Source organism: Cyclobacterium sediminis (genome assembly GCF_054781075.1).
In genome coordinates, this window is the sequence record NZ_BAAGVC010000018.1 from 179733 (window position 1) to 203854 (window position 24122).

Here is a 24122-nt window from a genome sequence, read left to right on the forward strand (position 1 = left end):
TCAAATTAGACAAATTGGGAAATGGGATATGTACTTCAAAACAAATCCCGAAGGGATGACAGGATTATAGAATCACAATTCTCCTTAAATCTAAAACCCAAAAGGGTAAAAGCCTTTTTCCAGACCTGGCAATGTCCAAAAAAATAGTTAAATTAAAGTCTCTCTATTCCCTTTTGGAGGATTTTTGTTTAACTAACTAAATAACCCTATCAATCAAATTTCTATTTTTCAAAATCCCATATGGTAACAAAAATAAACATCCTAAGTATATGTGGTAGTGCTAGCCCAGACTCCGCCAACCTTAGCTTATTAAAATACCTCGGGGATTTGGGGAAAGCTGAACTTATCATGGAAATCCTTGATAATTTGACGGAACTGCCCCACTTCCAAACTACATTAACGGAAAACAATGTGCCGGAAAAAATCATCTCCTTAAGAAAGAAAATTGACAAAGCAGATGGGGTGATAATTTGTAGCCCGGAATATGTTTTTAGTATACCCAGCGGTTTAAAAAATGTATTGGAATGGTGTGTTTCTACGACCGTTTTTTCAGAAAAGCCTGTTGGTCTCATAACGGCTTCAGCAAGCGGGATAAAAGGACATGAAGAATTGAAACTAATCATGAAAACCATTCAGGCAACTTGCAAAGAGGAAACATCCCTTTTGGTCCAAGGCATCAAGGGAAAGGTAAATTCTGCAGGGGAAATAACAGATCAACCTACGAAAAACCAATTGGCCTTATTCCTTGGAGCTTTTATCCATTCAATTAAAGGAAAAAGGAACATTGAAAATAAAAACTTTTAATTCGATTGCAAGGTCAGTAAAAACGAATCCGTATTTGGTAAATTCAATGGCTCCAGTCCTACCCAATCGCGCAAAGCATTTCTGGTAATTATTGCTTGGGAACAGCCGTCCGTTGTGCCAAATTCATCCTTTAATGAATTCGAAAAGCCTCCATCATTACGTGAGAATCGCAGGACATTTTCTATGGAAATTTTTATAATATCCTTCTTCTCTTTTTCACTAATCATTACATAGGGTTTGACAACAGCAAGTAAGTTAAGCGGATTCCTTACCCAGGTTGAATTGCGACATTCCTCTTCACGAATGCATTTTAAGGTGCTTTTTAGAATCTGGTTGGCATTTGGCATTTCCCGCTCATAAAACCTATAAAGGCTACTGACTTTAAAGGCACCTGAAAGTTGAACATACAATGAACCTCCTCCCCAAAAACCATTTTTGTTTTGGTTTTCAGCAAGAAAATCAAACATTGCTTCTACTATTTGTTCTTGTAAGGTACCATCTAGAGATGCAATCACATTCCCTTGGGTAGACAAAGTTCCTCCTGCCCTCCATGGGTTGTCTTCCCATCCCAAGGTGTCCATCCAATGATTAAAGTTTTCGACAGATTTCAAATGAATCAAGCCATCCTCTTCAACATCTTTGTTTCCCTTAATCTTTGGATAAGGGTATTTTGTACTGGCGGCCAACCGCTTAAATGCGCCCTTCACATAACTTAGCGCCCTGCCTCTTCTCATGTCTATATTCCGATGTTCGTTTGGGTCGTCATAAAACCCAGTGACAGAATCTTGAAACGAATGAAGAAATTCCACCCATTTTTTCTTAATTGGCTCCGGTACAGTATTTATTAACCCATTGTCATCAATCCTGCTAATGACCCTGCAAGTAGATTCAATCCTTGGAGGGGTCTTCTTTTCCGGACTGTCATAAAATCCTCCTGTACCAGAATCATATAAATTGGCATAAAAAACGAACAGGTTTTCATAGGATTTGTCAAGCGCTTCAACTTCGAGAAGTAATTCACTGCCCTGCTGATTTTTACAGCTTATGGAGAAACTGGTTAATGTTAAAACGGCTATAAGAATATAAATTCTTCGCATAATAGATATAAAATCAATTTGAGGCGTTAGTGCATATTTAATTGGCTGCCATATAAGGCGAAAAATCGTTTAGTCATTTTTTTTAGAGACCAGAAACAATCAAATTCAGGAATCTTTCTCTCTTTTCATTCAAGGTCAAGGACTATTTTGATATTTTCCTTTAAGGTTTCAATCAATTCTACTGGTAAAATACCCACTCTTTTTACAAGCCTCTTATTATCTATTGCTCTAATTTGGTCAATCATTACATCACAATCTTGATGGAGATTTGCCATTCCTTTTTTCAAATGAACCCTTAAAATTTGAGTGTCATTTTTAATATTGGTTGTAATCGGACAAATAATTGTTGAGGGATGCGGGACTTTGTTAAGTAAATTGGTTTGAACAGTCAATACAGGTCTGGTTTTACCTGGTTCTGTTCCAATCTTCGGATTTAGATCAGCTATCCAAATTTCAAATTGATTTATCAGCATGGTCTATCTGTTCAAAGTCTTCTAGTGCTGCCATTGAATCTTTCTTTACCAATGCAGATTCTTTTGCAAGTCTTTTTTCAATTAACAGCCGTTTCTGCATTTGATTATAATGCTCCAAAGCTTCATTTATATACCGATTTCTGGGCTTCTTTATTCGAGAAAGAATCTTTTCAGTTTCTCCGAATATAGCCTCATCAATTTTCAAGGAGATTGTCTTCATCGTTTGATTTATTAAACATATTAAATGTATATACAAAAAGTATATTCTACAAGTAAATAATAATTTAAAAATTCAAATATTACCTTCATACTTGGCCTTTCCAGGGCTCAGAATACTTAGTTCTAAATCAATTTGTACCCTAAGCTTTTCTGTCGAGTGGCACAATTTAATCGGTTCTGATAAACTTTAACTAGGCTCCCATTCCAGCGTATTCAATATAACCTGGAGAAAATTCGGGTTTTTAAAATCTGATGCCGCATGCCCTGCCTGGTAATAAAACACCATCCCCTTGCCTTTTTGACTGTACCAGCCTGAAGTGGGTTGAGCTCTTACTCCATCCTCTGTCCTAAAACCAAATAAAACGGTCTTTTGGTCATCCGTAAAACGCTGGTTTAAAAACAATTCAGTATTGATAAGTTGGAAAGCATCATACTCCCCATCGTAATTTGTTTCGTATTCGGATTTAAATGGGACGACTTTTTCATAGTTGATCCCATTACTGGTAATAAAATGTCCGGGATTTAGATTTACCATGAAATAGTTCAAATTAGCCAAGACCTTCCATGGATATTCCTGATGATCCCTTGGGTACAATTGGATGCCCAAAAAATCAAGCCACTGGGGATTTTTCATTTTTGAAGAGGAAATACCGTGATGCAGCACGATTAATGAACCTCCGTTTTTGGTATAATCAATCAATACCTGTGTCGTTCTGGGTGAATGGGTTACATGAACATACATAAAAACAAAGTCAAAATCGGATAAATCAGATTGAAGTTCTTCTTCGCTCGTCTTACTTACCAGGTACCCCTGTTTCACCAAGCCATCTGCCAGGACATCCATTTCAGGCCAGGTGTCAGACACTATTAAAACCTTGTTCTTTTGTGCAAAAGCTGAAATTGAAATAGGTATCAGTACGATTAGTACCAACAAAAATTTAAACGATGGTGATTTTAGGTTCATGGTTTTCTATTTTTATTCTTTTTGTAAACTCTTTAAAGCAATAATTAATATTTCTCTTTCCATTTGTTCACAAATTCAGCATGTTCATTTCTCCTCTTACCAAAAAAAGCTCTAAATAAAGTATACGTAGCTAGCTTCTCTTCCTAGTCTGTATCACTGCAACTTGATGGAAATTCAAATTCAAATAAAATGCACAACTCCCATCAATTAACTGGCTCACATGTAATCATTGATCCATGTATCTCTCATTCTTAGCCCTACTCCTCCCTAGGCATCATTTCCTCTCTCTCTGCAATTTGATACACAAGGGCAGCAATTACAGTGGCATTGATCATTACATCTCGTTCGGGCACGTATTCCAAGGCATCCAGATTGGTATGGTGGGTGACGGTGAAATAGTTTAGCATGTCCTGAATGATCTGGAATCCGGGGATCTTGTAATAATCGAAAACATCGTGGTCTGTGTAATTGGTGTTTTGGATGCTTAGATTACCCACATCGAGATGATCGTAGGGCGCCAGCATTTCCTCAAAAACAGGCCGTACGCCTTCATTTCCCTGCAGGTAAATGCCTCGCATTTTACCTCCACCATTGTCCATGTTTAAATAAGCGGAAATTTTTTCGACTTCCTTTTTTCTGCTGCTTTCTCCCACTTTACCATAGTGCTCCTCAGCATAGGCCAAAGAACCTAAAAAGCCTTGTTCCTCCCCTCCCCAAAGGGCAATTCTTATGGTTCGCTTGGGTTTCAACCCTGTGGCTTTGAGGATACGCATCACTTCCATCATCACACCGGTGCCTGCTCCATTGTCTGTGGCTCCGGAAGCCGGATGCCAGGTGTCAAAATGGGCACCTATCATCACCACCTCATCCTTTAATACGGGATCTGAACCTGTAATCTCTCCGATGATGTTCACATTGTTTTCCGGCTTCAAATAAAGCTCTGAATCCAAATGAAATTTGATTTTTGGCTGGATTTCTCTGTCTACAAGACGTTTTAATTTCCCGAAACTTTCCGGAGAGATTGCAAAATAGGGCACTGATTTGATGTGACTTTCTTTAAAACTGTAGGTACCACTAGGATGAACAATACCTGGGAATAAAGGGGTAGTTCCTAAAATACTTAATGCCCCTTCTTCTTTCAGAAAGGCATAAAAAGCATCGTTCTTCCGCATTCCTTTTTCAAAAACAACATCCTTGTTGGCCACCAAGTCCACATTTCCGGAAGTTGGGCCCAATGGACTTGGAGAGGCTGGTAGTATATCTTTTTTAGCGCCCTCGATTTCCTCTTCGGTAAATCTTTCCGAAAGTGGATCGAACAACATGTTTTTCTTGGGAACCGAGCCTATCAATACCGTCTTCCCTTTCAGTTTTCCTGCCCATTGTTTTTTCACGGCTTCTATGGCGCCATAATTTTCTATCCAAACCATGTCTCCTATTTGCCCCCCCTTGGAACTTTCTGTCCAGGCATATGGATAGGCTTGTATTTTCATAAAGGCAGGTTCAATCATTTCCACATTAAATGACTTCACTTCCCAACCCATACAATCGTCACAATAATTTTCGAAATACACTTTGTCCAACCCCCAAGCTTCCATGGTTTTCTTTGCCCAATGAGCTGCGGTAAGGTACTTATCGGTACCGGTCAATCTAGGCCCATAAACATCGGACAAATCTCCAATAAGCTGCATGACCTGTGATCGTTGAAAGCCTTCGGTGTTGATTTTGGAAATTGCTTGGGACCTTGTCTGCCCAAAGGAGCTGAATCCAACAAAAAGAAATAGGGCAGTAAAAAGAGTAGAAAAGGCTTTCATAAGGTGAACGATAGTATACTTGGTTAAAATCGAATGAAATTAAGAAAGAATTATGAAAGCACAAGGCTACAAATAATTATAATGGTAGATATAGCTGAGTCAGATAGTTCCAGTTATATTAATTGGATTTGTAAGGTTGGGTGCGCTTTTTTTAGAAGGTAAAAGATTCTAATACAGGACTTCACCCTGTCCTATGATATTTCGCCCCTTTAGGGCTAGAATAAAGTTATTTTTATAAAGTAGAGGCCTGAAAGGCTGGCATCTCATAGCGATGAAGCCCAATAGTACATAGGTTAGTGATTCCTCAAGCCAAGGCAAAATATTGGATTTCTCGATTCCGGGTTTAACCAAATTTAACCTAATAAGGCACACTCTTTGATAATCTGAAAAAATACAGTCCCCTTTTCCGTATAAACAATTGTAAGCCTCCCTTCCCATGAAAAACTTAAAAACCAATATTTACTTTAAAGTAACTACAATCACCATCATCGGTTTGTTATTACTCATTCCAACTTTTATGATTGAAAATTTAATTAGTGAAAGGGAGTGGACCCAAGATGAAGCAATCAGGGAAGTCAGTGCCAAATGGGGTGAGGAACAGACAATTTCCGGCCCTTTTATTTCCATACCTTACCATCGCTATGTAAAGCAATTTTCACCCAAAGATTCCATTGAAAAAATAGTTCAGATAAAGGAGCATCTCCATATATTACCAACAAAGCTTAATATTTCCGGCAATATTAACCCCGAGAAACGCCATAGAGGCATCTACGAAATCATCGTTTACAATTCTAAACTGGATATTTCTGGAACATTTAACCAGTTTGACCTGAAAGCACTTGATATCCAAACTAAAGATATTTTATTTGATCAGGCAGAATTTGTGATAGGGGTAAATGACCTCAGAGGAATCGAAGAACAAGTGAATTTGAATTGGAATAAGGAAAAGGTCTCCTTCAATCCCGGTGTACCTACCAATGATATCGCAGGTAGTGGCATCAATGCTTCTTTAGCGATCGACCCAAATGTTGATAAAATTTACGATTTTGATTTGAGTCTAGACTTAAAAGGAAGCCAAAAACTGTATTTTACCCCAGTTGGCAAAATAACGGATATTGATTTATCTTCAGAATGGCCCAACCCAAGTTTTAATGGGGCATTTCTGCCCGACCATAGAGAAGTAAATGATAAAGGGTTCAATGCGAATTGGAACATCTTGCATTTAAATAGAAACTACCCTCAAATATGGGCCGGAAGCCGACATTCCATTGATCCCTCTTCTTTTGGAATAGACCTTCTCCTGCCAGTCGACAATTACCAAAAAACCTACAGATCCATCCGATATGCAATCTTATTTATTGGCTTTACCTTCCTTGTATTTTTCTTTATTGAGGTACTAAATAAAATTTTTATTCACCCAATCCAATACATCCTGGTTGGGGTTTCATTGATTGTTTTTTATACGCTTTTACTTTCCATATCCGAACACCTTAAATTTAATCTCGCCTTTATTGTTTCCGCTATAGCAACTTTGTCCCTTATCGCAGGATACGTGAGGGCCATCTTAAAATCGGGTAAATTAACCATGCTGATCACCGGAATTTTAACGGTGCTTTACAGCTTCATCTTTGTAATAATTCAACTTCAGGACTATGCGCTCCTTATTGGAAGTATCGGTTTATTCATTATTCTGGGGCTGATTATGTACTTCTCACGTAAGATTGATTGGTACAATATTAACTTGGAAGGAGAAAAATAGTAATCCTAACACATTCAGAGGTAGCCCCAAGGTTTCGCATTTTCTTTCCCGAAAAATGTGAAACCTTTGCCTGAAAGGCTGATATCTCAATGGGATGGGTGGAGCCCATCAGTCCATGGATTAGGAATTACATAAGCCCTTACCAAGCAAAATATATTACCTCTTTAAATTTAATGAATCATTCACTTTAAAGAACCATATCCTATTTTGAGGATTTAATTATTTATCGTAATATTGCAATCAAACAATAGCCAAAGATGGGCTTAGCAAAAACAGAGATATTTACCGACAAACAAAACGAAATTGCTTTGTTTGCAAAAGCATTTGGGCATCCCGCACGGGTATCTATTTTACAATACTTGTTTAAAATAGACTCCTGCGTTTGTAGAGATATTGTGGATGAAATAGGATTGGCCCAACCTACCATATCCCAACACTTAAAAGAATTGAAACAGCTTGGTTTGATTAAGGGAAATGTGGAAGGAACTAGCGTTTGCTATTGCATTAACGAAGAGAAATGGGCAGCCATGAAATCACTCATGTCCGAATTTCTAAACCAAGACTCAACCAACAATCCAAGTTGCTGCTAAACTGAAAACAATGCGATCCAAGTTGGCCATAAATGCCTATTTGAGACTATCCATTACTCAATAGGCCGAATGGCACAGCTAACCTAATCAGCGTAAAATAACATTCGAATAATATTGTCCGATCATAAGAAATTTCTAACTCTGAGCTACTATGTTAACCAGCCAACCACAACTTTATCCCGAAATTATTAACACCATCCGGAATTTAAAACCGGAGAATATTACCACTGAGCGCAAATTGATTCTGAAGCCACTCATAGATTTTATTCAGGCCAAAGTTGAAAGCCAACAAGAAATTCGACTTAATTTTATCTGTACCCACAATTCTAGGAGAAGTCATCTATCTCAAGTTTGGGCCCAGGTGATGGCTTTTAATTTTGGAATAAATAATTTGTTTTGCTACTCCGGAGGAACAGAAGCTACTGCACTTTTCCCCAAAGTGGTGGAAACCCTTCAAAAATCTGGGCTTTTAATTCAAAGCCTTTCCCATCAAGAAAATCCAGTGTATGGGATAAAATACGCAGCCAACCAACATCCTATCATAGGGTTTTCAAAAAAGTATGAGGACGCATTCAATCCCACATCCCATTTTGCTGCGATCATGACTTGCTCACAAGCAGATGCGGGCTGCCCATTTATTCCCGGAGCTGAGAAACGCATTCCCATCACCTTTGAGGATCCTAAAGCATTTGACAACAGCCCTGAACAGGATGAAAAATACATGGAAAGAAGCCTGCAGATAGCTACAGAGATGTACTTGGTTTTTTCTGAAATCAAGTTTTAAATTAATACATAAATTAAACCCAAACTATGCAATAAATCTTCAATTAGGTGTTGAAATCACCTCGATTTCAACCACTTCTCTGCTTGCCCATGCAACACGCATTACTAATCTCTATGTAAAATCCTGATCAAAGTTTTTTCCGCAAAGTCAAAAAAACCTTTGGATTAGTTTTTGGCTCCACTGCCTCAGCATCAATATAAAGGGCTGGAAACCGGCTAGAGGATTCTAGGGCAGCCAAAAGCTTGAGTAGAGGGAAAAGTGTTGGAATGCTTATTCAAATTAAACCTTTTAGGGAAACAACTTTGGTAAATCGCTTTCCCTTTTCCTCTATTAAAATTTCATTTTTCTATTTCTAATACTGATATTTAATATCTTCTATATTGCTGGGCCAATTCCCGTCGATTGTCAAAGAATTGCGTTATTTTTGTGGTTGAGAAAAATTCAACGTCGTGTACAAACAAATCATAAAGCCTCTTCTTTTCCTAAAAAACCCGGAATCTGCACACCATTTTACATTTTCCTGGATCAAGACACTGTTCAATTTCCCATTGCTTAAACAAGCAATTCGTGGAAATTTTGCCTTCGAACACAAAACGTTGGAGAGAGAAGTGTTTGGCCTAAAATTTAAAAACCCCATTGGTTTGGCCGCAGGTTTTGACAAAGATGCCAAGCTTATTGATGAAATGTCTCTATTGGGGTTTGGTTTTATTGAAATTGGAACCTTGACTCCAAAACCCCAAGGAGGGAACCCTAAGCCTCGAATGTTTCGCCTGCCACAAGACCAAGCTTTGATCAACAGGATGGGCTTCAATAATGGAGGGGTGGCTGAAGCAGTAGAAAGACTTAAGAACAGAAATTCCGATGTTTTGGTGGGAGGGAATATCGGTAAAAATAAAGTTACTGCAAATAAGGACGCCATTTTGGATTATCTTTTTTGCTTGCATGCTTTGCATGCCCATGTGGATTATTTTGTGGTGAATGTAAGCTCACCCAATACCCCAAATTTGAGAGAACTGCAGGAGAAAGAACCTTTAAAGAAACTACTGGCGGTGGTAAATGAGGCTAATTACACCTATGACAAGCCAAGGCCTATACTTCTCAAAATTGCTCCGGACCTAACAGACGGACAGTTGGACGATATTATATCTATCGTAAAAGAAACCAAGATTGCGGGCGTAATTGCTACCAATACCACCATTGACCGGGAAGTATTGAAGACCCCGGCAAAAGAAGTTGAGGCCATTGGAGCCGGTGGTATAAGTGGTAAAGTATTGAATGATAGAAGCACAGAGGTCATAAGGTACCTGACCCAAAATTCAGGAAATGCCTTTCCGGTAATTGGTGTCGGGGGTATTTTTACAGTGGAAGACGCCAAGGCAAAATTAGAAGCAGGGGCTAGTCTGATACAGGTTTATACTGGTATGATTTATGAGGGGCCCAGCCTAGTGAAGCGATTGAAAAAAGGCCTGGTAAATATTTCAGTACAGTAGCAGAACTTTTATATTACCAAAGCAAGCATTAAATTACATCCCTACAGTGGAGAAAGGAAGGACCATGGCTGCAAATACATATAAGAAAAACACATTCAAAAAGAAGGAGACTTCTGGAAAATCAGCCCCTAAAAGTAAAAAGAAATTCAACTGGGCTTTTTTCAGTGATAAGCGATGGAGTTTATCTTTTGGCATCATCTTTATGATGTTTTCGGTATTTATGTTTTTGGCTTTCTTGAGTTATTTATTTGTAGGGCAGGCAGATCAAAGTTTGGTTGATGCCACTGGAATGCCTGTTCGCACCAAGGCAGGTGAAACCCAAAACTTGCTGGGCTATACCGGAGCTGTGATGAGTTATTTTATGATTTACCGCTGGTTTGGAATCGCTTCTTTATTTTTCCCTCCATTTTTGTTCTTTTGGGGATACAAATTATCTTTTAAAAATGCTTTGGTTTCACTTACCCGATATGCGGGATTTTCACTTTTCTTTTTGGTATGGTTGGGACTTTTAATGGGTTATTTGGTCCACCTAATTGAAGGCTACAGTTACCTGGCTTTTCTTAGTGGGGGTTTTGGTTATGAATTGGCCATCCTTTCGGATGCCTTTCTTGGCTGGGGCACATTCATCCTAATTTTTGGGTCCTTGTTGATTTTTGTTATCGTATTTTTCAATGTCGACCAAATCACTTGGTTTAATCATGCTGAACAGGAGGAGCTAATAGACGATGAACCGGAAAGTGAGCAAGCAGAATTTGAGCAACAAACTTATATTCCGGAAGAGGAAATTGAGGAAACAGAATATCCAGAATCATTGGAGGAAGAGGGCTTAGAAAATCCAGCTCCCTTGGAAGAGGAGGAGAAAGCTGAAACCAATAGCTGGAAGGTGTCCAATAGCAAAAAATCTACTCCATCAGCAAAAAAAGACACTGCTGCACCGGCTTTTAAGGTTGAAGACACCACAAAAGACGGCCCGGTAGAAACCGAAGATCCATTGGCAGGAAATAACTTCGTAGTCAAAAATAAAGAAAATGAGGAAAAAACAGCTGAGATGGTTGAAAATATGGATCCTTATGATCCTACAATCGACCTGCCCAGCTATCAGTTTCCTACCCTTACCCTACTCAATGAATACGACCAGCAGAAAGTAACGGTTACCAGGCAAGAACTCGAGGAAAACAAAAATAAGATTGTTGAAACCCTGGTCAATTTTAAGATAGGCATCCAAGAGATCAAAGCCACCATTGGCCCAACGGTCACTTTATATGAGATCATACCTGACCCAGGGGTAAAAATCAGTAAGATTAAAAACCTGGAAGATGACATCGCCCTTAGCCTTGCAGCCTTGGGAATTCGAATCATTGCCCCCATCCCCGGTAAAGGTACAATAGGTATAGAAGTGCCAAACAAAAATAGGGAATTGGTGGCAGCGCGTTCTGTATTGGGTACCGAGAAGTTCATGAAAAGTGACAAAGACCTACCTGTAGCACTGGGTAAAACCATCTCCAATGAGGTATTTGTCGTTGATTTGGCTAAAATGCCCCACTTACTCATGGCCGGAGCTACGGGTCAAGGTAAATCTGTTGGCTTAAATATGATTCTTGCATCCCTGATATACAAGAAGCACCCTTCCCAGCTAAAGCTTATTTTGGTAGACCCTAAGAAAGTGGAACTAACACTTTTCAATAAAATTGAAAGGCACTTTCTTGCCAAGCTTCCCAACGCAGAAGAGGCCATTATTACAGATACCAAGAAGGTAATTTATACCTTGAATTCCCTCTGCATAGAAATGGACAACCGGTATGATCTTTTGAAAGATGCGGGTTGTAGAAATCTCAAGGAATACAATGCCAAGTTTGTTTCAAGGAAGCTTAATCCGGACAAAGGACACAGGTTTATGCCCTATATCGTCCTGGTAATTGATGAACTTGCTGACCTTATGATGACGGCCGGAAAAGAAATAGAAGGTCCCATTGCAAGACTTGCCCAGTTGGCCAGGGCCATTGGTATCCACCTTGTGCTTGCCACCCAAAGACCATCTGTAAATGTGATTACAGGTATAATCAAAGCCAACTTCCCTGCCAGGCTGTCCTTCAGGGTAACCAGTAAAATTGATAGCCGCACCATTCTGGATGCCGGAGGGGCAGAACAATTGATTGGCATGGGCGACATGCTTCTTTCCATGGGTTCTGATGTAATTCGTTTACAGTGTGCCTTCCTTGACACCCCGGAAGTGGATGCCGTTTGTGATTGGATAGGTGATCAAAGAGGTTACTCCGATGCCTACCTCTTGCCTGAATTTGTTGGTGAAGACGGCGACAGTGGCATTGGAGAAGTTGACTTGTCGGAACGGGACGCCTTATTTGATGACGCCGCCAGGCTTATTGTGATGCATCAACAAGGAAGTACCTCCTTGATCCAAAGAAAACTGAAGTTGGGTTATAATCGTGCGGGAAGAATAATTGATCAATTGGAAGCTGCCGGAATTGTTGGCGCTTTTGAAGGAAGTAAGGCTAGGGAAGTATTGGTCCAAGATGAAAATACTTTGGAACAGTTATTGAATAACCTTTAAAATATATTGATTTGTAACATGTTAAGTAAAAAAATAATCACCATAGTGCTCCTTTTTAATTGTTTCTCCACTGCTTTATTTGCGCAAAGCGATGCCAAAGCAATAGAAATACTTTCTAAGGTCAGCGAAAATTATAAAAACCTCAATGGCTTCACAGGGCTTTTTGAATACAGCTATTCCACAGAAGATGAAGGACTTATTCAAACCAATACCGGGAATGTAACTGTAAAAGGCGATAAATACAGGTTGATGCTTGATGACCAAGAAATATTCAATAATGGAAAAACGGTTTGGACCCTAATTAAATCCACCAAATACAAAGAGGTCACCATAAACAATGTAGAAGATGATGCTGACGAACTTACTCCATCCAATGTCTACAACATTTATAAAAAAGGATACAACTCTCAATTGATTGGCAGCAGTGAAATAAATGGTGTTCCCGCCCATGAAATTTTACTAACTTCAGATAAACCCAATGCCAGGTTCAAAAGAATCAAGCTTTACATTGATAAAGCAAAAAATGAAATATTGGCATGGGAGATAAAAGATGATGTTGGGGGAACATTTAAATATACTTTTAAAGAGTTGAATCCCAATGTGAAGATAGTGGATGATTACTTTGTGTTTAAAGTAAGTGAAAATCAAGATGTAGAGGTAATTGATTTGAGGTAATCCCAAAAATTTAATATTTCCCATCTCTTTTTTATAAATTTGCCCCATGACATCTCAAGAAATTTTTGCCCAAATACAGAAAAAATCCTCCTTTCTATGTGTCGGCTTGGATCCCGACCTACAGCGAATCCCCAAACACTTATTAAAAGAAGATGACCCTGTTTTCACCTTCAATAAAGTTATTATTGACCATACCATAGATCAGGCAGTGGCTTACAAGCCCAATTTAGCATTCTATGAAGCAATGGGGCCGGCAGGTTTGGAGACCTTGGCCAAAACCTTGGAATACCTTCCTAAAGAAGTGTTTACCATAGCTGATGCAAAAAGAGGAGACATAGGCAATACCTCACGCCTGTATGCCAAGGCTTTTTTTGAGCAGATGAATTTCGATGCCATCACTGTGGCTCCTTATATGGGAGAAGACAGTGTGGGACCATTTTTAGAATTTGAAGGGAAGTGGGTGATCCTTTTGGCCCTTACTTCCAACCAAGGCAGTAATGATTTTCAAGTCATAGAAAATCAATCCAATCAACCCCTTTATGCTTCAGTATTAGAAAAAAGCAAAGCCTGGGGAAATACCGGAAACATGATGTATGTGGTAGGAGCCACAAGGGGGGAGTCTATTGCAGAAGTGAGAAAGCTGGTTCCCGATCATTTTCTACTGGTTCCCGGCGTTGGCGCTCAGGGTGGTAGTTTGGAAGAAGTGGCCAAATATGGGATGAACAGTCAATGCGGGCTTTTGGTAAATTCATCCAGAGGAATCATTTATGCCTCCTCCGGAGAAGATTTTGGGGCAGCAGCCAAAAAAGAAGCAGTCCTTCTTCAGGAGTCCATGGCCCAACAACTGAATATTTACTGCAAATAAAACATTCAACCCATTTATTTCGTTTTCTTTATATTTTTAGGTAATTTCATACAGAAGTTATGAAATAAACCTATGTTTCGTTTTCAAGAGGATTTTCTTCAGCTGATTTGGAAATACCAGTATTTTGATAAAAATACCTTGGAAACCGAAGGAGGTAGCCCCATTATCATTCATAAGATAGGTTTCCATAACCAACACGAAGGCCCCGATTTTAAAGAAGCAGAAATTTCACTCGGGGGCATTCGCCATTATGGTCACATAGAAATTCACCTTCGCACCTCCGATTGGAAAAACCACAATCACCATTCGGATAGTGCATACAATGCAGTCATTCTTCATGTGGTTTGGCAACATGATCAAGAGGTAAAAAGAAAGGATGGGACTGTGATACCTACTTTGGCTCTTGAAGGAAAGGTATTGTTGGATGTAATTCGGAATTACCAAAGACTACAAAGTTCTACTAAAAAGCTTCTTTGCACGGACAGCCTCCCTGAGCTCTCTTCAATTTTAAAATTTTCCATGTTGGAAAAAGCGCTCGTCGAGCGGCTCCAAAATAAAAGTGATCAAGTTTTGGACTTACTAAAAGAGAATGGGAATGATTGGGAAGAAACGGCTTACCAATGGTTATTTTTTTCTTTTGGTTTTAAAACCAACAGCATCCCTATGTTAAAATTGGCGCAAAGCCTACCCTATAAGCTAATTAAAAAAAACGCAGGGAATATCGAGCAAATTGAAGCACTAATCTTCGGACAGGCCGGTTTGTTTACGCCTTCATTGGATTTAAGCCAAAGCTATGAAAAAGGGTTGCAGGCGGAATATGACTACTTGCTTAACAAATACTCCCTTAAGAGAAACCTTTTTCCCTCAGAATGGAAATTTATGAAGGTGAGGCCAAGTAATTTTCCATCTGTTAGATTGTCACAGCTTGCAGCCTTACTCAGCCGAAGCCCCCATCTATTTGACTTGGTACTTCATGAATTAGATAGCAGTCAATCCATTGAAAGAACCTTTGATTTGTCTGTGAGTGAATACTGGAAAAAGCATTATCACTTTGGTAAGCCAAAGCCCCATGCTACCCAGGGAAAATTAACCCAAAACATTCTGGGACTTTTAATAATCAATTATGTGGTACCTCTTTGGTATGCCTATGGCAGATTTGCAGATCTTTCGGTCTGGCAAGAAAAATGCTTCAATCTATTGCAGGAAATTCAGGCTGAAAAGAACAGCTTAATCGATATTTATCAGGCAGTGGACTGGCCGGCCCTCAATGCTTACGACAGCCAAGGAATGCTTGGGCTCTATCATCAGTATTGTTCCAAACGTCTGTGTTTGCATTGTAAAATCGGTCAAAACCTCCTTAGACCCAATTTAAAATGATCTTTTGCATAGGTTGGTAATTTCCATTAATTTTGTACTTCTAAAACTATATTATGGAAAAACCAATCATTATCTTCGGTGCCAAAGGAATTGCACATCCTGCATTAGAAATATTCAATAGTCATGATGCTGTAGTCTATGGTTTTTTGGATGATGATGCGAGCCTTCACCAAAAAGAAATTAACAATGTGGCCATACTGGGGAAGCTGGAAGACGATGGTTTTCTTAAGCTTATCGGTAAAAAATGTGAAGCGTTTGTTGCAGTAGATGATCCAAAGTACCGAGAGACCATAGTAAAATTACTGAATGAAAGGAGAAAAACACAACCGGTAAATGCTTTGCATAGGTTGGCATATATCTCTACAGATGCCGGCATTGGTCATGGGAATTTTATCAATGCCAAAGTTACCATAGGAGCTGGAGCTGAAATTGGGAACCACTGTATTTTACATACCAATGCAACCATTGAGCACCAGGCCAAACTGGGAGACTTTGTACAAGTAGGCGCAGGAGCTGTTGTCAACTCAGGTGTAACCATCGAAAATGGAGTGTTTATAGGCTCAGGTGTCACCATTGTCTCCGGTGTTAAAATAGGAAAGAATGCCAGGATAGGCGCAGGATCTGTAGTCATAGCGGATATTGAAGCCAATCAAACCGTATTTGGTAACCCGGCACAAGTGATCGATAAATAAATTTATTTCTTTTTTTAAACAAGTAACACCCTGTCGGAAACAGGGCTTAAGTTATGGATTATAACATCTTATTGTATTACTGCTATGCCCAAATCGAGGATTTGGAGGCATACCGCGAGGAACACCACTTATTTTGTGTAGAAAACAATATAAGGGGTCGAATTATCATTTCTTCAGAAGGTCTGAACGGAACGGTTTCAGGATTAAAGGAAGACTGTGAAAAGTACATGGCCTATGTGAAAGGCGATCGTAGATTTGCAGACACAGAATTCAAAATTGATGAGCACAAGGAACATGCCTTCGCAAAAATCAATGTTCGCGCCAAAGAAGAAATTGTCCACTCAGGCTTACGCCACCTTAACCCCAGAGAAAAAACAGGCAAGCATTTAGAACCTGAAGAGTTTAAGGCACTAAAAGACAAAGAGGATGTAGTGATTTTGGATGTTCGTTCCAATTACGAGCATGAGTTGGGGCATTTTAAAAATGCTGTACGACTAGACATAGACAATTTTAGGGATTTCCCCGAAAAGGTAAAGGAGCTTGAGCACCTCAAAAACAAAAAGGTACTTACCTATTGCACCGGAGGAATAAAATGTGAAAAGGCATCTGCTTTCTTGCTGGAGCAAGGTTTTGAAGATGTATACCAGCTCCATGGAGGAATCATCAAATATGGAATGGAAGCCGACGGAGAAGACTTCGAAGGTAAATGCTATGTATTTGACAACAGGCTAGCCGTGGATGTGAACAAGGTAAACCCTAAAACAGTTTCCAAGTGTTTTGTTTGTGGCACCCTGTCTGACCGGATGGTCAACTGCGCCAACCCTGAATGCAATGTTCATGTCCCCATTTGTGAGTCCTGCGGATGGGAAATGGAAGGTGCCTGCTCTGAAAGCTGCAAAACTGCCCCGCAGAAAAGACCTTATAATGGTACCGGGTATTACCAGAAAAACACCAATGGCTATAATCCATACAAGGGATTGTACCAAAAGCCAAATGCGAATAATATAAAAACCACCCTCCATGCTAAGTCCGATACCTGAGTCGGAGCTTATCATCAATCCTGATGGAAGTATTTACCACCTCCGCCTCAAACCGAGGCAGGTGGCAGATACCATCATCACTGTAGGAGACCCAAACCGTGTCGCTAAGGTTTCCTCCCACTTTGACCGCATGGAGCTTCAAGTCACTCACAGAGAATTTGTCACCCATACAGGCTGGTACAAAGACAAAAGAATCAGCGTAATCAGCACCGGAATGGGTACGGATAATGTTGAAATCTTTATGACAGAGCTGGATGCCTTGTTTAATGTGGATTTTAATTCCCGCCTACCTAAGCCTACACACAAAAGTTTAAATATTGTAAGAATTGGTACTTCCGGCAGCATGCAAAGCACATTACCTGAAGGTAGTATTCTAGCCAGTTCAAAGGCAGTGGGCTTGGATACCTTGATGGCTTTTTACTCCATCCCTCAAACAGATTGGGAGCGACAAATTGCCGAGCAAGTTCAAATTCGCCTAGACTTACCCTTTAGGCCTTATTGTGTAAGTGGTTCAGAAATGCTTCTAAAGAAGATAGGAAAAGACCTACCATCAGGAATCACTGTTACTTGCCCGGGATTTTTTGGTCCACAAGGCAGAGAAGTTAGATTAAAGCCCCTAATCCCTAATCTCTTCGATTTATTAGGTGCCCAACCATTTCAAAATGAATCTTTTACCAATTTTGAAATGGAAACTGCAGGTTATTATGCCATGGGGAAAATGTTAGGGCACGAGGTCCTTAGCATGAATGCCATTGTTGCCAATCGCATTTCCGGAAAATTCTCTGCAGATCCGAGTGGAGTTGTTGACAAGTTGATTGCTTCAGTTTTGGAAAAAATCTAAAATTCGCCACTGACCAAGTCCGCTTAATCTTAGCCTATAAATCAGGAAATCCCATCAAGTTCGCTTAATTCCAACCACCTCATTTCCAAGGCTTCTATCTTTTCGTCCAAACTTTCTATTTCAAGTGACCATTCCATCAGTTCCTCGTGATTCTCAGTCCCTTGATTGATCTTTTGAATATAGGTGTCCTTTTTTGCCGTCAATTTCTCAAGCGATGCTGAAATCTCTTCAAACTCTTTCTTGTCCTTAAAGGTAGCCTTGGTACTTTCCTTTTCTGTGGTTTTTGATGCCACAGGCTTCTTTTCTGCCACCTGCTTGGGCGCCTCAGTTTTAGCCGTTTTTTGTTTTTCTCTTAGGTCTGTGTAATTCCCTGGAAAATCGCTGATCTGCCCATCTCCTTCAAAGACAAACAGGTGGTCTACCAGCCTATCCATAAAATACCTATCGTGTGAAACAATCACCAAACATCCCGGAAATACATCCAAAAATTCCTCAAGCGTATTGAGGGTTACGATATCCAAATCATTGGTGGGTTCATCCAGAATGAGGAAGTTGGGGCTCTTTACTAGAATTAGTAGCAATTGAAGCCTTCTTCTCTCTCCTCCGCTCAGCTTGGCAATATGTGTATGTTGCTGCTTGGGTGGAAAACCAAATTGTGTCAGAAATTGGCTGACTGTGATGGTAGCTCCTCCGGCCACAGTAACCACCTCGGCTACTTCCTTAACAATATCAATCAATCTCAAGGTTTCATCAAAGCTATCCTCCTCTTGTTTATAATAACCAAAAGCAGTGGTTTGCCCTATGGTGACGGAGCCCTTGTCCGGATCATTTTTCCCAATAAGCATATTCAAAAAGGTGGTTTTTCCAGCTCCATTTGGTCCTACTATGCCTACCTTGTCTCCTTTTTTGAAAGTATAACTAAAATCCTCAATCAGTTTAAGGTCTCCATAGGATTTATGGATTTTCTCTATCTCCACAATTTTCTTCCCAAGTCTTTGAGCAGTCACCTCTAGGCTAATGTCTCTTTCCTCTTGTTTTTTGAAGGCTTTCTCCTTGGTATCATTGAAGGCCTCCACCCTGTATTTGGCTTTGGTTCCTCTTGCTTTCGGTTGCCTTCTTATCCAATCCAGTTCCTTTTTATAAAGGCTTTTGGCTTTTTCCTGTTCTGTGGCCTGATTGGCTTTTCTTTCTGCCTTCTTTTCTAGAAAATAACTGTAATTGCCTGCATACCGATACAATTCACCATTTTCAAGTTCTAGGATATTGTTGGTCACCTTATCCAAAAAATACCTATCGTGTGTCACCATTAAAAGTGAGAGATTGGACTTCGAAAGGTATTCTTCCAGCCATTCGATGGTTTCCAGATCCAGGTGGTTGGTTGGTTCATCGAGTATCAATAGGTCCGGGAAGTGAAGAATAGCTCTGGCTATGGCTACTCTTTTTCGCTGCCCTCCACTGAGTGCAGACACTTGAAGCCCGGTATCATGGAGTCCAAGTTTTCCCAAGACTTCATTGATCTGGTATTCAAAATCCCAGGCTTGCAGCCGATCCATTTTTTCAAAAACAGGTTGTAACGCTTCACTATTGTCTTCTCCTCCTTCTGCTTTAAGCATCAGGGCCTGGTACTCATGAATTACTTGAATGATCTCATTGTCGGGATCATCAAATATGGTTTGGTAGATGCTCTTCTCTCCGGCAAAAACCGGGTTTTGATGCACATAGGCCATTTTGATTTCCTGGTTGATGACCACTTGCCCTGCATCAGCAATTTCCTCCCCCATTATGATTTTCATTAAGGTGGACTTGCCTGCTCCATTTATTCCAACAAGAGCGGTTTTTTGTCCTTGGGCTATTCCGAAGGAAATTTCTGAGAACAAGACTCTTTCTCCAAAGGACTTGCTAAGTGTATCAACTGAAAGGTAATTCATGCCACAAAATTACAACGGTATTTCGGATATTCCCGAATTATGGGCTGGGTTTCGTAATTCATTTTGAATTTTAAAAATAAATAGCTCCTCCCTAACTTATAATTTTTTTAATGGAGATAACATAGAAATTATTCTGATGACCAAAATTGACATCAGACATCCGGAAAAAAGGGTTGCTAATTAAAGCTTACACTTAAAAAACAAATACGCTAAAAAATCTTGTACAGCAGTTGTGAACAATAACTAGATCTTTGCAAAGGTCAATATTATCTCTACCAAAAAGATTTAAAGCTGAATTTATAAGCTAATTCCCAAATCTTAGAATCAACTAAAAGGTAAATATTAATAGTGATATTAACTGATTGTCAGTATATTTCCGAAGGTTTTTATTCTGATAAATCTTGTTACATAGTCGGATACATAACCAATTTTACTGTAAAGCTCGGTACAGGTTTGGTGCAACAATTAAAATTACTATATCAAATAAACCTAGAACAGCTATTAAATGAGCCTATTCATGAAAATCATCCATGTATTTTTATTACTTAGTTTGCTCACTTTTTCCTGTAAGGAGAAAAACGAATCTCTAAATAAACTGGAAAAAACCATAAAAGCCCCTATTGATGTTAAAGTCATTAATCAAAATACCATTAAAAGAAATATTCTTGATCAAGTAAGGGCTTTGAATTTTTGCCTTTAAAAGGCATCCCTTCAGATAAATCAATTCTTAAAGTAAATAAGATTATAGAATACGATGAAAAGCTCCTACTGCTTGATAAAAAGAGCTCAAATTTGCTTGTATTTACCTTAAATGGTGATTTTATAAAAATAATTGGTGTAAAAGGAGATGGACCAGAAGAATATAAGTCAATTAATGATTTTTCTGTACATAAAAATAGAAATGAAATCATTATCCTCGACTATGAAAGCATGCTTTTCTATGATTTAAATGGAAATTTCAAAAAGAAAGTTTATTTAGGGAGTAACCTATACCCTAACTCATTTTCAATTTTAGACGATAATCATATCGCATTTAATGTAAGCGTAAATGGTAATGAAAATTATAAGATATTGATAACTGACATACACGGGAATATCAAAGGAAGAGAAGCAAAATTTCCTGAGTCAGGAAAATATTTAAATTTCGCATTCACTGGGGGGATGAATGGAGACGGATTAGACACCTATTATAATGCGCCTACCTCGTCTTTAGTTTATAAAATAATTCCCCCTGCAGATCTTTCACCACTTTACCAATTAAATTTTGGAGCAAATACTTGGCCTGAGAATAAAAAATATAATCACCAGGAGTTTGATAAAGAAATAATGGGTCTCAATGTATCCTATCTAAATCATAGTTATAAGATTACATCAGACTGGTTTATATTTAGTTATACAGATAAAAACAGGATTTTATACGGTTACTATAACATAAATAACCAACAGGTTTATACTTCAAATACCATCAAAAAATCTCAACGTTTAATTCGTTTTTTACTACCCGTTCCCATCGGTGTGGATAGCAATAATAGATTCATAAATTCCATCGAGTTTGAAACGTTTTTATCTTTTAAGAGGAATGATTCTTCCGAGTTTATGAAGGGTTTAAAAAAATTTAATCTGGACTTATACAGTGCATTGGAAAAAATGAACTATGATAACTCCATTATCTTGACTTTTTATCAGCTAAAATGAGATAAAATTAGGCGAAAGCAAATAGGTCAGCCACCGATTATTATTTGATTTTAACATCCGACTATTTTTAGGCCATTTTATAAATTTCCCTTCAACCAAATTGGGAATAATTATTTACTAGGAAACTCCTAAAGTAAGAACAGACCAAAATTACCAAATGATGAGACAAATTCTCAGGGATGGTCAAACAAAAGGTTGTACGGATTACGATGTGAAATTTGGTTTTATTTCAGCATTTCATTGATAGCATGTACCAATGACTTAACCCCTTGCTTAAAGTGAGTCATAGAATCTTCCAAAAATGGTTTGGCTGTACTTGAATTGCTTTGGTACTTTTCCTCAAACTTGGCCTTCTTTTCTTGAAATTCCTTTTCTAGCTTTTCTTTGTTTTTGTGTAGGTCTTTGATTTTTTTCTCAATTTCCTCACTAGCCTCTCCTGTAACCTTGGTTCCTTTTTCGATCAAGGTCTCAATTTTGCTTCCAACTTCCTGAAGCATTTTTTCAATATCATCAAATCCGGTGTTCTTTTTTTCCATTGCTTAACAAAGTTTAACTTTTTTAAAAGTAAGTAAAAAAATGTATAAAACACCCAAAAAAACGCTCCCCATTTTATGTTTACCGATTAACCCATAAAAAAAGCCCCATAATTTTGGGGCTAATATACTGTTGGTTTAACCTGCCAATAAGATAAAATATTTATTCAATATTGGCTCGTATGCTTTTGAAAAAGTGCCGTAACACCACTTTCTGAATTCTTCCAGTTCTCCAGGAACCAGCATATTCAGACCCTTTCTCAACTCTTTCTCGAAGAGCTTGCCGTCAAAACTTACTTTTAATAAAATAGTCTTAACATATTCCATCATGGTTCACGATATTTTAATTTAGGTTTAATTAAAAAGATTGATTTAAATACTATTAACGGTTTTCGTCTAGATTTGTTACGTATAAAATATACTTGTTAATTTGCAGTTATTAAATTACGAAAACACAATCGTATTATATGTATTCAACGAAAAACCATTTTCTTTTTGTATGCCTGCTGGGTCTTTTTTCACTAACGGCTCATGCGCAGGATGTCAAAATCGAATTGGGCCAAAATGAAGTTGCTCTCAACGAAACTTTTACAATAAAGGTAATTGTGTCAGGAGACAAAATAAGATCCTATGACCAATTACCTGACATTCAAGGCTTCCAAAAGCAAGGTATTTCCCAAAGCTCATCGATGAATATCGTCAATGGACAAATGAGTAGTACCAACAGTGTTATTCAATATTACAAACCATTAAGAAAAGGGCAGTTTACCGTACCTGCCTTTGATATAGATGTGAATGGGATCTCGGCTTCTTCCTCAGGCACCACCATCACGGTAGTAGATGCCCGCTCCAATGCCCAAAGTAATCGTGCATTGGATCCTTTTGATGATCTTTTTGGGAGAAACAACACAGAACAACCAGAATATGTGGAAGTAGAGGACGATGCTTTTTTCTCACTTTCTGTCAGTAAGGACGAGGTGTATGTAGGGGAAGGATTCAGTGTCAGCTTCGCATTTTATATGTCTGAGAGCAATCAGGCCCCTTTTAACTTTCATGAACCCGGCAAGCAACTTGAACGAATCATCAATGAAATTAAACCTGGAAATGCATGGGAAGAAAACTTTAACATTAGCAGCATCCAGCCTGAACGTGTGGAATTTGGCGGCAAGAAGTGGACCAAATACAAGGTATATGAAGCCAACTTTTACCCTTTCAATGCCGGCACTGTGGATTTTCCCTCTGTAGGATGGGAAATGATAAAATACAAGGTTGCAAAAAACCCTAGTTTTTTTGGTAGCAATAGGTTGCAAGATTTTAAAACATTCTATTCCCAGCCCAAGTCCATACAGGTAAAAGAACTTCCTCCACACCCCCTCAAAAATGAAGTCAGTGTAGGGAATTACAGACTAAGGGAAAACATCAGCGATTTGGAGGTAAAAACCGGAGAAGGTTTTACCTACGATTTTATTATCACAGGCGAAGGCAATATAAGCTCCATTCGCCCTCCCAAAATCAAAAAGGGCCAAAAGCTAAATACTTTTGATCCCAATGAGCAGGTGCAAATCAACAGAGGTCGAGGAAAAGTGACCGGAATGAAGGAATTTAGCTATTTCATGACATTAAATGAAGCAGAGGTAGTACCTTTGAAAGATCATTTTGAATGGATTTATTTTAATCCGGAATTGGCCAAATACGATACCCTTGTTCCTCAAGCTGTGGTACAGGTGACCGGAGAGAGCCGAATCAACCAGGCCATTTCTTCTTCCAGGCTGGGAGGATTATATGACCTAATAGAAGTAGAAGACAATAAGCTTTTAAACCAAGGATATAAGTCTTATTTTTCCAGCCTAATTAATATTTTGCTATTGCTGGCCCTGGGATTATTGGCCTATTTGATTGTAAAGAAAAAGTAATTC

23 protein-coding genes are annotated in these 24122 nt (G+C 38.9%); 15 read left to right on the top strand and 8 right to left on the bottom strand.

Annotation, left to right across the window (positions count from 1 at the left end; genetic code table 11):
- Positions 1-240: 240 nt before the first annotated feature.
- Complete coding sequence (locus tag ACYVHJ_RS16225) at positions 241-804, top strand: NADPH-dependent FMN reductase (RefSeq protein ID WP_460516673.1); 564 nt, start codon at positions 241-243, stop codon at positions 802-804.
- Here the strand turns inward: ACYVHJ_RS16225 and ACYVHJ_RS16230 are convergent.
- From ACYVHJ_RS16230 to ACYVHJ_RS16250, 5 genes are all read right to left on the bottom strand, one after another.
- Positions 801-1901, bottom strand: a complete 1101-nt coding sequence (locus tag ACYVHJ_RS16230) for a hypothetical protein (protein WP_460516676.1) — start codon at positions 1899-1901, stop codon at positions 801-803. The two genes, ACYVHJ_RS16225 and ACYVHJ_RS16230, sit on opposite strands and share 4 nt — an antisense overlap.
- Before the next feature lie 125 nt (positions 1902-2026).
- Complete coding sequence (locus ACYVHJ_RS16235; protein ID WP_460516679.1) at positions 2027-2374, bottom strand: type II toxin-antitoxin system PemK/MazF family toxin; 348 nt, start codon at positions 2372-2374, stop codon at positions 2027-2029.
- Entirely contained in the window at positions 2355-2594 is a 240-nt protein-coding gene (locus tag ACYVHJ_RS16240) for a hypothetical protein (protein WP_339903694.1), read from the bottom strand. Before ACYVHJ_RS16240 ends, ACYVHJ_RS16235 begins: the two co-directional genes overlap by 20 nt.
- A gap of 186 nt (positions 2595-2780) precedes the next feature.
- Positions 2781-3557, bottom strand: a complete 777-nt coding sequence (locus ACYVHJ_RS16245; protein ID WP_460516683.1) for a ThuA domain-containing protein — start codon at positions 3555-3557, stop codon at positions 2781-2783.
- Positions 3558-3814: 257 nt separating this feature from the next.
- Positions 3815-5368: a M20/M25/M40 family metallo-hydrolase gene (locus tag ACYVHJ_RS16250; RefSeq protein WP_460516686.1), complete on the bottom strand. Its 1554-nt coding sequence runs from the start codon at positions 5366-5368 to the stop codon at positions 3815-3817.
- 436 nt (positions 5369-5804) lie between these two features.
- Between ACYVHJ_RS16250 and creD the strand changes: the two genes are divergently transcribed.
- The 11 genes from creD to ACYVHJ_RS16305 all read left to right on the top strand — a co-directional run bounded on the left by creD (position 5805) and on the right by ACYVHJ_RS16305 (position 18050).
- Positions 5805-7127, top strand: a complete 1323-nt coding sequence (creD, locus tag ACYVHJ_RS16255; protein WP_460516689.1) for a cell envelope integrity protein CreD — start codon at positions 5805-5807, stop codon at positions 7125-7127.
- Between the two features lie 257 nt (positions 7128-7384).
- Complete coding sequence (locus tag ACYVHJ_RS16260) at positions 7385-7717, top strand: ArsR/SmtB family transcription factor (protein ID WP_460516692.1); 333 nt, start codon at positions 7385-7387, stop codon at positions 7715-7717.
- 151 nt (positions 7718-7868) lie between these two features.
- The gene (locus ACYVHJ_RS16265; protein WP_339904181.1) at positions 7869-8501 is read left to right on the top strand and encodes a low molecular weight phosphatase family protein; all 633 of its coding nucleotides are present in this window, start codon (positions 7869-7871) and stop codon (positions 8499-8501) included.
- A gap of 449 nt (positions 8502-8950) precedes the next feature.
- Entirely contained in the window at positions 8951-9991 is a 1041-nt protein-coding gene (locus ACYVHJ_RS16270) for a quinone-dependent dihydroorotate dehydrogenase (RefSeq protein ID WP_460516695.1), read from the top strand.
- Between the two features lie 64 nt (positions 9992-10055).
- Positions 10056-12560 carry an FtsK/SpoIIIE family DNA translocase gene (locus ACYVHJ_RS16275; protein ID WP_460516698.1) on the top strand — a complete coding sequence of 835 codons (2505 nt, stop codon included), beginning with the start codon at positions 10056-10058 and terminating at the stop codon, positions 12558-12560.
- A gap of 18 nt (positions 12561-12578) precedes the next feature.
- On the top strand, positions 12579-13235 hold the full coding sequence (locus tag ACYVHJ_RS16280) for a LolA family protein (RefSeq protein WP_339906118.1): 657 nt from the start codon (positions 12579-12581) through the stop codon (positions 13233-13235).
- A gap of 46 nt (positions 13236-13281) precedes the next feature.
- A complete protein-coding gene (gene pyrF, locus ACYVHJ_RS16285; protein ID WP_460516702.1) occupies positions 13282-14100 on the top strand; it encodes a beta/alpha barrel domain-containing protein in 819 nt (272 codons plus the stop codon).
- Between the two features lie 72 nt (positions 14101-14172).
- Positions 14173-15477: a DUF2851 family protein gene (locus ACYVHJ_RS16290; protein WP_460516705.1), complete on the top strand. Its 1305-nt coding sequence runs from the start codon at positions 14173-14175 to the stop codon at positions 15475-15477.
- Between the two features lie 53 nt (positions 15478-15530).
- Positions 15531-16169, top strand: coding sequence for an acetyltransferase (locus ACYVHJ_RS16295; protein WP_339904461.1), 639 nt, complete (start codon positions 15531-15533; stop codon positions 16167-16169).
- Between the two features lie 53 nt (positions 16170-16222).
- Positions 16223-17209, top strand: a complete 987-nt coding sequence (gene trhO / locus ACYVHJ_RS16300; protein ID WP_460516708.1) for a rhodanese-related sulfurtransferase — start codon at positions 16223-16225, stop codon at positions 17207-17209.
- A complete protein-coding gene (locus ACYVHJ_RS16305) occupies positions 17190-18050 on the top strand; it encodes a nucleoside phosphorylase (RefSeq protein ID WP_460516711.1) in 861 nt (286 codons plus the stop codon). The genes trhO and ACYVHJ_RS16305 overlap by 20 nt, the downstream gene beginning before the upstream one ends.
- Positions 18051-18091: 41 nt before the next feature.
- On the opposite strand, the gene ACYVHJ_RS16310 is transcribed toward ACYVHJ_RS16305, so the two are convergent.
- Positions 18092-19978, bottom strand: a complete 1887-nt coding sequence (locus ACYVHJ_RS16310; protein ID WP_460516714.1) for an ABC-F family ATP-binding cassette domain-containing protein — start codon at positions 19976-19978, stop codon at positions 18092-18094.
- 517 nt (positions 19979-20495) lie between these two features.
- Here ACYVHJ_RS16310 and ACYVHJ_RS16315 point away from each other — a divergent pair.
- Both ACYVHJ_RS16315 and ACYVHJ_RS16320 read left to right on the top strand, forming a co-directional pair.
- Complete coding sequence (locus ACYVHJ_RS16315; RefSeq protein ID WP_460516717.1) at positions 20496-20678, top strand: hypothetical protein; 183 nt, start codon at positions 20496-20498, stop codon at positions 20676-20678.
- Positions 20669-21673, top strand: coding sequence for a 6-bladed beta-propeller (locus ACYVHJ_RS16320; RefSeq protein ID WP_460516720.1), 1005 nt, complete (start codon positions 20669-20671; stop codon positions 21671-21673). The genes ACYVHJ_RS16315 and ACYVHJ_RS16320 overlap by 10 nt, the downstream gene beginning before the upstream one ends.
- 224 nt (positions 21674-21897) lie before the next feature.
- Here ACYVHJ_RS16320 and ACYVHJ_RS16325 read toward each other — a convergent pair whose 3' ends face one another.
- The gene (locus ACYVHJ_RS16325) at positions 21898-22209 is read right to left on the bottom strand and encodes a hypothetical protein (RefSeq protein ID WP_339903512.1); all 312 of its coding nucleotides are present in this window, start codon (positions 22207-22209) and stop codon (positions 21898-21900) included.
- Positions 22210-22344: 135 nt separating this feature from the next.
- Positions 22345-22536 (bottom strand): hypothetical protein, encoded by a 192-nt coding sequence (locus ACYVHJ_RS16330; RefSeq protein ID WP_303613984.1) that lies wholly within the window; start codon positions 22534-22536, stop codon positions 22345-22347.
- Positions 22537-22673: 137 nt separating this feature from the next.
- Here ACYVHJ_RS16330 and ACYVHJ_RS16335 point away from each other — a divergent pair, with 137 nt between their 5' ends.
- Positions 22674-24119 carry a BatD family protein gene (locus ACYVHJ_RS16335; RefSeq protein ID WP_460516725.1) on the top strand — a complete coding sequence of 482 codons (1446 nt, stop codon included), beginning with the start codon at positions 22674-22676 and terminating at the stop codon, positions 24117-24119.
- Positions 24120-24122 lie beyond the last annotated feature (3 nt).